Below are 13,423 nucleotides of genomic sequence, written 5' to 3' on the forward strand. Positions count from 1 at the left end.
CTTTTTTTACATAGGAGGTTTTTCATGGAACTGTTGGTTGCCCCTCATGAGCAAATCGCTCATGAGGCTGTTTTAGAAGCCCTCAAGGGCCACCATCGTAGAGGGGAGTCGGCTTATTTATTGGTCCCCGAGCAATTCACCCTACAGAGCGATATTCACCTCTTGGAGGCCTTGGAGGTCAAGGCCGTCATGGACATCAAGGTAAAAAGTTTTGCCTCCCTAGCCCGCGAAGTCCTGGGGCGGATTGAAGGGGCCGGGCGCCAGTATATCGGGAGCAGTGCCAGAGACCTGGTCTTTTACCAGGCTGTTTTAGAGGAAAATGACCAGCTCCGCCTGTATAAAAATGCCCACCGGCAGACAGGTGTCCTCCGGGCCATTGCGACCACGGTTGCCAACCTGCACGCAGCAGGCATCAGCACCCAGGGCCTGCAGGCCTTAGCGGACCGGACGGACCTACCGGCGGCCTTGAGAAATAAATGCCACGATATGGCCCTGTTGCAAGGCCGGTATGAGCAGCTTTTAGGAGACAGCTACCTGGATGGGGAGGCCCGCTTGCAGACCCTGGTAGAAATCCTTCCTCAGGCTGACTACCTAAAAAAAATCCACCTCTACTTTGATGCCTTCCAGCGGATGTCGGCCCTGGAACTGGCTATTCTGGATACCCTCAAGCAAATGGGGGTGCCCATCCATGTGGTGGTGACCCTACCTTACGGGACCTGTGAACAGGACCGAGCGCCGGATGAAGTGGCCAACCACGAAGCTTATGCCAGTAACTGGGCCTTTGCTGCGGCCCTGAAAAAAATAGCCGGCCCTGCGCTCAAAATTAAAGAAGTCCGGTCTAGCCGGGCCGTCCTCCCGGACCTGGCCGGCCTGGCCAAGGCAGCCTTCAGTACCACACCGACAGAAGCCGTGGAAGAGATGATCCATCTAGGGCTCATGCAGGCGCCGACCACCGATATCGAGGTGGAAACCCTGGCGGCTCTCCTGCGCAAAAAGGTGGTAGAGGATGGGTGCCGGTGGCGGGACATTACCGTATCGGTCACCGCACCGGATGAGTATTTTCCCCTGGTCCGGCGGATCTTTGCTGACCATGATATTCCCGTCTTTATTGATGAAAAACGCTATATTACCGATAACCCCCTCCTCCAGGGGATTTTTGCAGCCCTTGACCTGGTCGACTACGACTTCCGCCAGGAGGATGTCTTTGCCTATCTCAAGGGCGGACTCTCTGCCATTGATGACCGGCTTCTAGAGGGGCTGGAACGGCATGCCCGGGCGCGGAAATTACGGGGGCAGATGTTCTTTAAAGAGGACAGTTACGCCGTAGATGAAGACCGCTTTCATTCCGCCGACCGGCTGGCCATGGCCCAGGCGGATGCCCGGGCCGCCAAGGAGGGGGCCAGGATCCTAAAGGAGGAGCTGGAAGACTTTTACCTCTCCTGCCAGAAGGAAGAAACTGTCCTGCACTTTTCAACGGCCTTTTACCACTTTATCAGCCAGCCCCAGTGGACCCGGCAGTTCACGGCCCTTCAGGAGGCCCTGGCTGAATGGCCCAACCCGGCCCTGGTCCAGGAAAATGAGCAGATTTTTAATGCAATTATTGAATTCTTAGAGCAACTGGTCACCGCTCTGGGCCAGTTGACCATGCCCTTTAAAGAGTATGCCCGGCTCCTGCGGGAAGGGCTGGAAAACATCTCCATCGGCATCATTCCCCCGGCCCAGGACCAGGTCCTGGTCGGGGCCCTGTCCCGGACCCGGACCAGCCGTACCCCCATCCAGCTCATCCTGGGCCTATCGGATGCCTGGTACCCGGCTGTCCAGGGCGAGGCCGGTGTCTTTGCCCAGGAGGAGCAGGAGCGTCTTAAGGACCTGGGCATCCACTTGGGCCAGAGCCAGGCCGAGGCCACAGGTGATGAAGCGGCCGCCCTCTTCCAGGCCTTTACCCGGCCCACCGAGCGGCTGGTCCTTTCCTGGCCAGGGTCAGACCACGGCGGGCAGACCATGAACCGGTCCCGCCTGATCCGTCAGGTCGAAGCCCTGGCTCCCCAAGTCAAGGTGACCAGTGCCTACCAGTTGGGCCAGCGCTTGCGCCGGTATAGCAAGCCCCTGGCCTTGCGGGATACCCTGGCCGGCCTGCGGCGGGTTCAAGCCGGGCAAGGGCTAGCGGCAGGGGCAGCTGAGGAACTGGGGACCTACTACCGCTTTTTTATGGAAGATGACCCCCTGCGCCGGTCCTTTTTGCAGGCAGGCTTTCGTTATACCAACAGGCGCCTGCCCCTGACCGACCAGGTCAGTGAAATCCTTTACCCCTCCCTGGCCAAGGGCCGGGCCAGCGTATCCGAGCTGGAATCCATGTGTGCCTGCCCCTACCAGCACTTTATCCGCTACGGCATCCGCCCCCATGAAGAAGAGGTGGCGGACATGAAATACAATGAAATTGGCTCTCTAATCCATGCGGCTCTGAAAAAATTAACAGAGGCCTACAGCTCCGAGCGGGCCCAAGGAGGCAGCCTGGAAGAAGCTGAGGTCCTGCCCTTGATTCGGCAAGCCCTGGAAGAAGAAACCGGCCAAATTATTGGTCAAAAAAGGGCCCAGTCCGGGCGAAACCATATCTTCGGCCAGCGGCTCAAGCGGCATACCGAGCGGACTGCCCTGCAGATTTTCCGGCAGCTTGAAGTCAGTGACTTTAAGCCCGCCGGCCAGGAGGTGCGGTTTGGCCGTCAGGAAAAACTGCCGACTGTCATCCTGGATACCGGGGTGGAAACCATCCGTCTGGAAGGAATCATCGACCGGATCGATGCTGCTGAAGACGCGGTCCGAATTGTTGACTATAAAACCGGCAGCAAGACCTTTGACCTGAATGCCGTTGCCGGCGGCCTCCAGCTGCAACTCCTGCTCTACTTACGGGCGGCCCTGGCCTCGGGCTTATGGGACCGGGCCGGCGGGGTCTTTTACCTGCGCCTGCGGGACTTATTGGTCCTGGATACGAGTGATGACCCGGAGACCATTGCAGCGGCGGTTATTGACGCCCTGCTCTTAGACGGGATTGTCATCGATGACCCTGCCATTTTAGAAAAAATGGACCCGGGCATTACGGAAACAGGGGGGAGCATCCTCCGGCTCAAGGGCCGGGCCAAGGCCATTGAGAAAAAGACCAACGTCTTGTCTGCTCAAGAGATGGACCAGTTGATGACCTATGCCGAAGAGATGGCCAATTGCGCCGCCCAATATGCCCTGGCCGGCCTGATTGATAATGCCCCCCTATTGATTGGCCAGGTCAGCCCCTGCCAGTATTGCGACTATCGGCATATTTGCCGGTTTGAAGCGGGTATGGCGGAACGGACGGCCTCAGCTGATGATTTAGGCTTGGAAGGAGGAGAGGCATGAAAAGGACACCCGCACAAGAACAAGCAGTGACCCTCCGGGGGCAGGATATCCTGGTTTCAGCTGCCGCTGGGAGCGGTAAGACCCGGGTCCTGATCGATCGGATTGTTCAGATGGTTGCTGAGGAAGGACTTCCCCTGGAAAAAATGTTGGTGGTGACCTTTACCCGGGCCGCCGCCGGTGAACTAAAGGACCGGTTGGCCCTTGGCCTGGAGGAGGCCCTCAAAAGGGCTAAGGCCGCTGCCGACCAGGACCAGGTCAGCTTTTTGCACAAGCAATTGAGTTACCTGCCCCAGGCCAATGTGAGCACCTTACATGCCTTCTGCGCCAAGATGCTCCGCAGCCACTTTAAAGCAGCCGGCCTTGAACCAAACTTCCGCATTCTCCAAAGCGCCCCGGCCAGTAAGCTCTTAAATGATGCCCTGACCACGGTCTTTGACCAGGCCTATGAAGACGGTGAGACGGTTTTTGCGGACCTGGTTTGGGCCTATGGCGGGGCCAATGATGACCAGCCTCTCCGCCGGATGGTGGAAAAGCTCTTACAAGAGGCCAGGACCCGCCCCCAACCCAGCGAATGGCTGGCGGCCTGTGGCCAGGGCCCGACAGATGACCTGCCGGAAGCCCTGAGCCGGGCCTTCCTGGACCTGGTACACATGACCGCCCAACAAATGACTGAGGCCCTGGAGGCCATGGCCCGGCTCCTACAGGACCCGATGGCTGAGCCCCTGGCCCCCTATCTGGAGACCCTGGCTGACGACCATGTCTTGGTTGAAGCCGTTGACCAGGCGGCCATGGAGGCCCTTGAAGATGCCTTTAATCGTCTAGCCCCCCTTAAGGTCGGCCGGCTCAAGTCGGTCCGCCTTAAAAAGGATACCGATGAGGGGGTCCGGGACCTTCAGGAGGCCTTTAAGGACCTGCGGGATAGCGGGATCAAGAGTCCCCTCAAGAGCCTGCTGGACCTCCTGCCCCCGGGCGGCATGCCCCAGGTTTTGGCCGACCGGCAGGCGACCTTACCCCGGCTCCAAGCCCTGGGTCAGTTGACGAAGTCTGTTTTAGACCAATACAATGCGCTAAAGACGGATAAGAACAGCCTGGACTTCAACGATTTAGAGAGCCATTTCCTCCGCTTACTGGAGGATGAAACAAGCCTGGCGGCCATCCGCCAAGAGGCCAGCTACATTTTCTTTGATGAATACCAGGATGCCAACCGCATCCAGGAAGCAATCATTATGCGCCTGGCCCAGCCGGACCGTCTTTTCTTTGTGGGCGATGTCAAGCAGGCCATCTACCGCTTTCGCCAGTCGGATCCGGGCCTCTTTTTACGCCGGTATGAAGCCTATGACCAGTCTCAAGGCCGGGAAACCCTAATCCACCTGTCTGAGAACTTCCGGTCTCAGCCGCGGATTTTACGGGCCTGTAACAGGATTTTTATGCCCCTCATGACCAAGCGCCTGGGCGAGGTGGATTATTCCGCTCCTGGCCAGGCCCTGGTTCCCGGCCAGGCCGGTCAGCCTGAGGATAAGCCGGTCGAATTGGTTTACCTCAACCTGGACGAGGCCTATGATGGGGAAAGCAAGTATTATAAAGAGGGCCGGTGGATGGCGGAGAAGATCAAGGCCCTGGTCCGGGAGGAAGGCAAGCGCTACCGGGATATGGCCATCCTCATGCGGACGCCCCGGACCCACCTGGCCGATTATGAACGGGCCTTCATCGATGCGGAAGTCCCCTACTATTCGGATAACAGCCTGGTCGGTTTTGAAAATATGGAAGTCCGCCTCTTCCTCAATATGCTGGAAGTCATCAATAACGACAGCTACGATGGCCCCCTCCTGGCGGTCCTGACTTCGCCCTTTGCCGGCTTGACCGATGAAGACCTGGCCCGGATCCGCCTGGCTGAGCCCAAGGGGCGGTTTTCGGCTGCGGCCAGAGCGATGGCAGCGACCGGGGAAGGGCCCATCGCCGACCGGTTACGCGACTTCTATGACCGGCTTGACCGCTACCGGCTCCGGCTCAAGATGGTGACCATTGACCACTTTGCCCTGGAGCTCTTGCAAGGGTCCGGTTATGGGGACTTCTTAAAGGCCATGCACCAGGGCGAGGACCGGTATGCCAACGTGGCCGCCCTGATTGACCTCATGGTCGAGTACGTCCGTTTTTCCCACAGTGGCCTAGACGGTTTCCTGCGGCATATCGAGGACATAAAAAAAGCGCCCGGCGATAGCCTTCAGCCGGCCGTAACGTTAACAGAGCAGGATGACTGCGTCCGCTTGATGAGTATCCATAAGAGTAAGGGACTGGGCTTTGATACGGTCTTTTTGGCAGACCTCTACCACACCTTCAACCTCCGGGATACCACTGACCCCCTCCTGGTCCACCAGCGACTGGGTTGTGCCTTGAATGTCGTGAACCTGGAAGCCTACACCGTCCGGCCCTCTTTTGAGAAAAAGATCATCGGGCAGGTGATCCGCCAGGAAAGTGTCAGTGAAGAGGTCCGGCTCTTGTACGTCGCCGCTACCCGGGCCATTAACCGGTTGATCCTCCTTGGCCGGGAGCCCAAGAAGGAGGAGGGCCTCCTGCCTCGTGGCGCCCTGACCTTCAAGTTATGGACCGGCCGGTCCTTCGGGGACTGGCTGGCCCTCCTGGCACGGGCAGGCGAGTTGGAAGGGGAGGACCTGGTCATCCGGCACCTGACGCTGGAAGAAGGGGAAGAGGGGGATAAGAGTCCCCTTGCCCTAGCGGACCTGCCGGTTCATGCAGCCTTTTTGGAGGACTTAAAGCGGACCCTGAGCCAGCCCTACCCTTATCTGCGGGATAGCCAGGAACCCTATAAAAAAACCGTTAGTCAATTGGCGGAAGAAAATCGACTAACGGATGGGGTGGCCAAGGCCTGGCCGTCCTACTTTGGACCGGTAGGGCCGACAAACGACTGGCGGCGGCCACACTTCTTAGATGAAGCCTATCATTTTACGGCCCAGGAGCAGGGAACGCTGCTCCACCGGGCCGTCCAGTTGCTGCCCAATAGGGTCTATACGCCAGCCACCCTCCAGATAGCCCTAGAGGGCCTGGTGGCCAGACAGCTTATGACGAAAGAGGAGGCAGGGGCTCTTGACCCTGACCTCTTAATCCGCTTCTATGCGAGCGATACTGCCGACCGTCTCCGCCGGTATGCCGATACAGTCGAGCAAGAGGTCTCCTTTACCATGTTTTACCAAGACCACCTGATCGATGGTCAGATTGACCTCTTTTACCGGGATGAGGCCGGCTACCATATCATTGACTTTAAAAGTGACCGGGCCATCCAGCCTGAAAGGTACCAGTTACAGCTGGACCTTTATGCCCGGGCCCTTTGGGAGGCCCGGGGGATTCCGGTGGTCAGCAAAAGCCTCTATTGGCTCCGCCATGGGGTTGAGTCCGTCCTGGACTGACTAGATCATGACCGGCGGCGTATGGAAGTCTCGTAGGGCCTGCCGGTAGGGGGCCGCCTTCTGTAGGAGGCGACTCGTTTCCTGGCGGCGGAGGTCATCAGCAAAGGCTGCTTGGGCCTGAGCAGGTAATTTTTTGACATCCCGGCCACAGTTGCCAATGATTGGCACCCTGGCCCGGCCCTTCATGGCCTTCAGGAGCCGACGGCCCAGGTCATCGGCAGCCAGGAGCCTTAAATAAGGGACCGCTTGCAAGGGCTTGACCGGGGAGAGGATTTGCAGGGCGGCCCGCCGCAGGGTGCTTTCAAATAAGTGTCGGTCCAAGGCGGTATCCAGCCAGGCCTCGAAACTATCGGCAGAGTGGGCGGCCCTTTTTAAGCGGATGGCGATGCCCTCTGTACAGGCCAGGAGGCCAACGACTTCGCCGGCGGACATATTGGTAAGCCGCAGCTGGAGGGCCCCGTAAAAATCGCCAAGGTCAGGCCAGGTCCAGCCTTGCTTGCCTGCTTTTTCCACTTGGGCCAGGGCGGCGGGGGTCAATAGGTCATTGACCGACTGCCCCTGGCTCAAGGCGGACCGGATGGCCCGGCCGGAGGCCTGACCGTCATGCTGGGTATCTCGCTGGACCGCCAGGGCCTGCCAATGGCTGGGGGCATAGCGCAAGTAGGAGAGGGCCAGCCGGTCATTGGGCCGGTCCTTTAGTGGGCTCACGCCTGTGACCTTTTCCAAGGCCCCCTGCTGGGCCAGGGCGAAGGGCGCCCCGTCGGCCAGGGCTGTCTTCAATAAGTGGGTGAACTGGTCTGAAGGCTGGCGGAGCTGGTCGGCCAGGGTCTCCAATTCTTCGACCTGGCCGCACTCGCTGCCAAAGGCCAGGTGGGTGACCAGACCGGTGGCCTTGAGGGTTTCGACAGCCCCATAGGCAAAGGTCTGGAGCGAGGCCGTCGACCAGGTCGAGTGTAGTTCAAAAAGGACATTGACCCCCGCTGCGGTCGCTGCTTCAGCCCGAGCCCACTTGTCTAAGATCGCCGCATCGCCCCGTTGGCAGAAGGGGCCACTCATGACGCCAACAATTAGGGCCTCCGGCAAAAGCCGGTGAATGGTCTCGACCAGGCGGGCATGGCCGCGATGAAAAGGATTAAATTCAGCGATGATACCACAAATTTGCATACTTGCCTCCCAGATAACCGGTTATTTAGGTCCATTATAGCTAATTATTTAAAGATACGCGACTTGGAATCCTGCTAGCGGATAGGGAAAGAATATGAGCCCGGCCGACGGGCTTAGCGCCGGTGCGTTCCCCTTAAAAAAGCGGTTAAATGGCGAAAGAGACACAAAAACGTTTGACAAGTGCCTATGAGATGTCTATAATAGTACAAGTTGAACGCTGTCATGATTGTAGGAGGTGGCGCTATGCTGTCGCTGAATTTGGCACCGATTCGACCACAAGTAAAATCCGATGTGCCCTTTTCATTTGAAACGGGCGATTTGCCTTTGATGCCTACATCATTTCGGATAACTGAGCCCATTAAGGCTGAGGGTATCTTCCGCGTGAGCCAGTTTGACATGCAAATGCTCGGGCGGGTTACCGGCCAGATCCAGGTTCCCTGTGACCGCTGTCTGAAACCGGTTACCTTTGATGTAGACCTAGATATTGATGAGAAGCTGGTGTATAGCCTAGATGTTCCCAATGTCAAAAAACCGGGTGAAGATATCGGTGACTTGGAAGAACGCTATTGGATTTATGACAAAACAGACTATGATTTTGAGCCCCTTATCGTAGACGCCATCCTGCAAAGCCTGCCGGTAACCATTGTGTGCCAGGAAGACTGCAAGGGCCTGTGTCCTAAGTGTGGGCAAAATCTTAATCTGGCTTCTTGTCAATGTGAAACCATTGAAATTGATCCGCGGTGGGCAAAACTTGCTCAACTGCGAGACGGGGAGGTGGAATAAATGGGTGTCCAAAAAAGTAAACGTTCCAAAGCGAGAAGAAACATCAAGCGCAGCGCTTGGTCTAAAATGAATGCTGTATCTGCTATGACTTGTCCGAACTGCCACGAACCGAAATTACCCCACCATGTTTGCCCGTCTTGCGGTCAGTATGATGGCCGTGTAGTCGGTGCCGAAAAAGTTCCGGCAACGACAGCTGCACAGGATGAAGAATAATCCACTCACCCGAACAGGACTGCCTGCTCGGGTGTTTTTCTTTCAGGCTAGGAGGCCATATGCGAGAAGAAAGTAAAATCAGAAATATAGCCATCATTGCACACGTTGACCATGGGAAAACCACCCTCGTTGACCAACTGCTCAAGCAGAGTGGGACATTCCGGGAAAATGAGAATGTTGCGGAACGCGTGATGGATAAGAATGACCTTGAACGGGAAAAAGGCATTACGATTTTAGCCAAAAACACCTCCATAGAATACAAAGACTTTCGCATGAATATCGTGGATACCCCGGGCCACGCCGACTTTGGTGGTGAAGTTGAACGGATCATGACCATGGTCGATGGCGTCATTTTGGTTGTAGATGCCTTTGAAGGCTGCATGCCCCAAACCCGGTTTGTCCTCAAGAAAGCTCTGGCAGCCAACCTGGTGCCTATTGTCATCATCAATAAAATGGACAAGGCCTTTGTCCGGCCGGCAGAAGTCCTGGATGAAGTTTATGACCTCTTCATTGACCTGGATGCCAATGAAGAACAGCTGGACTTCCCGGTCCTCTATGCCATCGGGGTCAAGGGGATCTGCAGCAAGGACCCGAACCTTTCCGATAAAACAGACCTCAAAGACCTGCTGGACCAAATCGTTGAAACCATCCCCGCCCCCAAGGGCGACCGGGACGGCAGCCTCCAAGCCCAGATTACCCTCATGGACTACAATGAATATGTCGGTAAAATGGGGATTTGCACCATCAAGCGGGGCAGTCTCCGGGTAGGGGATGCCGTCGCCATCATGAGCCGAGACGGAGCAGTGCGCCAGACCCGGGTCAATAAACTCTATGGGTTCTCCGGCCTCAAGCAGGTCGATATTGAGGCCGCCGCTGCCGGGGACATTGTCGCCATTGGCGGCCTAGGGGAGATTAATGTCGGGGAGACCATCTGCGATGTGAACCAGTTAGACCCCCTGCCCTTCATTGAAATAGAAGAACCCACCCTGGAAATGCGGTTCTTAATCAATAATGCGCCCTTTGCCGGTAAAGACGGTGAACCCTTGACCAGCCGGAAGCTGAGAGAGCGCCTGCTCAAGGAATGCGAGGCAGACATTGCCCTCCAGGTCAATGATACCGATTCGGCAGACGCCTTCCGGGTGGCCGGCCGGGGCGAGCTCCACCTGGCCATCCTTATTGAAAAAATGCGGCGGGAAGGGCTGGAATTCCAGGTCTCCATGCCCCAGGTTATCTACAAGGAAATCGATGGCGTCCGGTGTGAACCCTTTGAATTCGTTACTCTGGATATTCCGGAAGCCTATATCGGCGATGTCATGAATGAATTAAACCGCCGGCATGGGGTCATGCAGCAAATGATGCCCCGGGGTAGCGAAACCCGCTTGGAATTCATCGTTCCCACCCGGGGGCTGGTCGGCTTCCGGACCGACTTCTTGACCCTGACTCATGGCTATGGGATTATGAACGCCACCTATGAAGACCACCGTCCCTTTGCTGGTGCCTTCTCCACCCGGGATGGCGGTGTCCTGGTCGCCTTTGAAACCGGGACCTCCACAGCCTATGGCCTCAAGGCTGCCGAAGAACGGGGCGAACTCTTCATCGGTGCCGGGGTAGATGTCTATGAAGGGATGGTCATTGGCGAAGCCAACCGCAAACAGGACGTTCCCATTAACGTTTGCAAGACCAAAAAACTGACCAATACTCGGGCCTCCGGGAAAGATGATGCCATCCAACTGAAAGGGGCGCGGAAAATGTCCCTGGAAGAATGCATTGCTTTCCTGGCCCAGGACGAATACCTGGAAGTCACCCCCAATCATTTACGGTTACGGAAACGCTTTTTACGCCTTCAAGACCGGCAGAAGTATGCCAAACACGCAGCTGAATAAGAGCTGGAAAGGATGAGACCTCATGGCTGACTTTGCAGAGAAATCAAAGGAATATGACGCCTGGTATGAAACGCCCCTGGGGCGGTTTGTCGATGCCAGAGAAACGGAATGTGCCCTGTCTATTTTGCCCCTCGATCTGGGCAAAAGCCTCCTGGATGCAGGCTGTGGCACCGGCCGGTTTACCTTGAAAATGAGCCTTCTCGGCCATGCCATGACAGGTATAGACCTGTCCCCTGAAATGCTGGAAATCGCTAAGCATAAGTTGAAATTCGCCGGCTTGGCGCCCCGCTTTCATGAAATGGATATCACCAATATGGACTTCGCTGACAATAGTTTTGACGGCCTAGTCTCCATGGCCCTCTTTGAATTTGTCCATGAGGCCGAAAAGGCCCTGGAAGAATGTTTTCGGGTCGTCCGGCCCGGGGGCTATGTCATGATCGGCACCATCACCGGCAACTCATCCTGGGGCGAAGAATACAAGACCCATATGCCCCGGGAGGACTCTGTTTTCCACCAGGCCGCCTTTAAGACCATGGAGGAGATGAAACAACTCTTCCCGGACTACCTCCTGGCTGCCAAAGAGTCGGTCTTCATCCCGCCAACTGCCGGGCCCGAAAACCTCACCTTGGAAAATGAGATGCGCCTATCTCAGACTGAAGTCGGGGCCTTTGCCTGCCTCTTGTGGCAAAAACCGGCCATTTAAAGATAAAAAAGTCACTCAAGCTTGAGAGAACTGCACCCGGCATTTTGCAGGAAGAGGGGGCAGTTCTTTTTTTGCTTGGGTGACTTTTTTGCCTGGAAAGTACCGCTGCCAGGCATAGAAAAAAGCGTTCTTGACAAGTCAAGAACGCTTTTTGTTTTGCTGAAACTTACATCATAGCAAATTCGTCTTCGTCATCCCGTAAGAATTCGAAGTAGGGCTTATCGAACTTGCTCATTGCATTAACAACCAATTCGACTAAGCCGGCGTATTGGAAGTTGTAGTTTTCAGTGAGACCCCAGTACTTGAGCATTTCGCGGAAGGTCCCCTTACAGTTGGAGCAGGGGGCGCAGATATACTTGACCAGGTCTTTATTGTAGATATTTTCCGGTCCGAAAGCATCCAGGATTTGTTTCAGTTTCACCCGGGTGGAGATGTTTTCACGGTAGGCCGGGAAGTTGAGGCTGTTCATGATGGCAAAGCCGGAACCACCGCCACAGCAGTAGTTATCGACGCCATGGGGGTACATTTCCATGAACCGGCCTTTGGGAACAACAGCATTGATGATGTCCCGCTGGGGTTTAACGACGCCCATTTGACGAACGAAGTTGCAGGGGTCGTGTAAGGTAACGGCAAAGTCATTCCGGGAGGGGTCCAGGTCATAAGCGCCGCCCAGGACTAAGTCCCGTAACATGGGCAGGAAGCTTTCAACAGGCACCCGGTCTTTGGCCGGGGTAAACCGGTCACTGACGACGGTTAAAGCCTTGTGGGCGTGGCCGCATTCCCCAACGACAATCCGGTTAACCCCTAATTTCTTAGCGGCTGCCAGCTGCTGGGTAGCAATGTCACGGGCGATTTTGTCATCGTACCAAATCCCGTAGTTAACGTTGTCATAGCCCATCATGTCACTGGACAGGGTCCAGGAAAGGCCGGCTTCATTGAAGAGAATTTCGAAGGCCATGGGGTTTTCAGGCCAGGCCATGAATTCACCGGCGTTGTGGATGAGCAGGATGTCTGCCCCTTGCTTGTCAATGGGGACCTGGTAGTCGTTGCCAGGGTAGAGGTCGTTTAAGTCCTCGTCCAGGAACTCGACGGTGTCCAGGAAGGCAGCCTTGGTGATACCGGTGGAAGAACCGGTTCTCAGCTGGATTTTAGCCCCACGTTCGTGAATCGGCTTCGGTGCAATATCTAACTCTTGGGAGAAGATTTTGCGGATTTCCTTAGCCAGAGACCCGTTGTCTAAAGCGAGGGGGCAGGCTTGAGCGCACCGGCGGCAAAGATTGCAGCGGTAGGCGCTTTCAGCCAGGCGCATGATGGTTTCCCAGTTCAGGTCAACATCGGCACCGGTAAATCTAGCCTTCCACTGGCCGAGCTTGGTTTTCGGCGGATTGATGTAGCCCTTGATGATTCGGCGTAAAACATCGATCCGGTAGGTGGGGCGGTAGATTTCATTGCGGTCAGTGGCCACGAATAGGTGGCAGGCATCTGAACAGGTGTTACACTTGGCGCAATATTCCATGGTCAGGTCCAGAACCTGGATCATCCCTTTATTGGCCTCATCGTTCAGAAGCTTTTCAAGACCCTTTAAAAACTTATTGACAATCTCGTCTTCTTCTTCTTTGGTTTCAGGGCGTTTAAAGCCGTCCAGGGCAATAAAGCCGTCTAGGTCAGCATAGTAATTCTCACGCCATTCCGGTTTGGCTTCTTCAATCTCAGGCCAGGAGGCCGGGTCTTCAAAGGGAGCCGGTAGGGGCATGAGGTGGTTCTTATCATTGACAGTGGTTAATTGTTCCCCACGGATACCCATATCACGTGGGCGAAGTTGACGTCCATCTATCATTTGAAGTCCTCCAATCCTCTATACTAAAGCA

General features: G+C 56.0%; 8 protein-coding genes. 6 read left to right on the plus strand and 2 right to left on the minus strand.

Going from position 1 to position 13,423, the window contains the following annotated elements; genetic code table 11:
* Nucleotides 1-24: 24 nt before the first annotated feature.
* Together ACKQTC_RS01570 and ACKQTC_RS01575 are read left to right on the plus strand one after the other, a co-directional pair.
* Nucleotides 25-3,387, plus strand: coding sequence for a PD-(D/E)XK nuclease family protein (locus ACKQTC_RS01570; RefSeq protein WP_408976684.1), 3,363 nt, complete (start codon nucleotides 25-27; stop codon nucleotides 3,385-3,387).
* Nucleotides 3,384-6,809, plus strand: coding sequence for a UvrD-helicase domain-containing protein (locus tag ACKQTC_RS01575; protein ID WP_408976685.1), 3,426 nt, complete (start codon nucleotides 3,384-3,386; stop codon nucleotides 6,807-6,809). The genes ACKQTC_RS01570 and ACKQTC_RS01575 overlap by 4 nt, the downstream gene beginning before the upstream one ends.
* Here the strand turns inward: ACKQTC_RS01575 and ACKQTC_RS01580 are convergent, their stop codons facing one another.
* Nucleotides 6,810-7,973: a nucleotidyltransferase family protein gene (locus tag ACKQTC_RS01580; protein WP_408976686.1), complete on the minus strand. Its 1,164-nt coding sequence runs from the start codon at nucleotides 7,971-7,973 to the stop codon at nucleotides 6,810-6,812.
* A gap of 327 nt (nucleotides 7,974-8,300) precedes the next feature.
* Here ACKQTC_RS01580 and ACKQTC_RS01585 point away from each other — a divergent pair, with 327 nt between their 5' ends.
* The 4 genes from ACKQTC_RS01585 to ACKQTC_RS01600 are packed head-to-tail and all read left to right on the plus strand — an operon-like array spanning nucleotide 8,301 to nucleotide 11,555.
* Nucleotides 8,301-8,756: a YceD family protein gene (locus tag ACKQTC_RS01585; protein WP_408976687.1), complete on the plus strand. Its 456-nt coding sequence runs from the start codon at nucleotides 8,301-8,303 to the stop codon at nucleotides 8,754-8,756.
* A complete protein-coding gene (gene rpmF, locus ACKQTC_RS01590; protein ID WP_408976688.1) occupies nucleotides 8,757-8,969 on the plus strand; it encodes a 50S ribosomal protein L32 in 213 nt (70 codons plus the stop codon).
* A gap of 59 nt (nucleotides 8,970-9,028) precedes the next feature.
* A complete protein-coding gene (gene typA, locus ACKQTC_RS01595; protein WP_408976689.1) occupies nucleotides 9,029-10,852 on the plus strand; it encodes a translational GTPase TypA in 1,824 nt (607 codons plus the stop codon).
* A 22-nt stretch (nucleotides 10,853-10,874) separates the two neighbouring features.
* Nucleotides 10,875-11,555 carry a class I SAM-dependent methyltransferase gene (locus ACKQTC_RS01600; protein WP_408976690.1) on the plus strand — a complete coding sequence of 227 codons (681 nt, stop codon included), beginning with the start codon at nucleotides 10,875-10,877 and terminating at the stop codon, nucleotides 11,553-11,555.
* Between the two features lie 166 nt (nucleotides 11,556-11,721).
* On the opposite strand, the gene ACKQTC_RS01605 is transcribed toward ACKQTC_RS01600, so the two are convergent.
* A complete protein-coding gene (locus tag ACKQTC_RS01605; protein ID WP_408976691.1) occupies nucleotides 11,722-13,392 on the minus strand; it encodes a (Fe-S)-binding protein in 1,671 nt (556 codons plus the stop codon).
* Nucleotides 13,393-13,423: the final 31 nt, after the last annotated feature.

The sequence above is a fragment of the Peptococcus simiae genome (assembly GCF_046097595.1).
Classification (GTDB): domain Bacteria; phylum Bacillota; class Peptococcia; order Peptococcales; family Peptococcaceae; genus Peptococcus; species Peptococcus simiae.

What these genes read in the sequence shown, in the direction of transcription:
- ACKQTC_RS01585 (WP_408976687.1), top strand. Translation starts at nt 8,301, where the DNA reads ATGCCTACATCATTTCGGATAACTGAGCCCATTAAGGCTGAGGGTATC.
- ACKQTC_RS01605 (WP_408976691.1), bottom strand. Translation starts at nt 13,392, where the DNA reads ATGATAGATGGACGTCAACTTCGCCCACGTGATATGGGTATCCGTGGG.
- ACKQTC_RS01575 (WP_408976685.1), top strand. Translation starts at nt 3,384, where the DNA reads ATGAAAAGGACACCCGCACAAGAACAAGCAGTGACCCTCCGGGGGCAG.
- ACKQTC_RS01580 (WP_408976686.1), bottom strand. Translation starts at nt 7,973, where the DNA reads ATGCAAATTTGTGGTATCATCGCTGAATTTAATCCTTTTCATCGCGGC.
- typA (WP_408976689.1), top strand. Translation starts at nt 9,029, where the DNA reads ATGCGAGAAGAAAGTAAAATCAGAAATATAGCCATCATTGCACACGTT.
- ACKQTC_RS01570 (WP_408976684.1), top strand. Translation starts at nt 25, where the DNA reads ATGGAACTGTTGGTTGCCCCTCATGAGCAAATCGCTCATGAGGCTGTT.
- rpmF (WP_408976688.1), top strand. Translation starts at nt 8,757, where the DNA reads ATGGGTGTCCAAAAAAGTAAACGTTCCAAAGCGAGAAGAAACATCAAG.
- ACKQTC_RS01600 (WP_408976690.1), top strand. Translation starts at nt 10,875, where the DNA reads ATGGCTGACTTTGCAGAGAAATCAAAGGAATATGACGCCTGGTATGAA.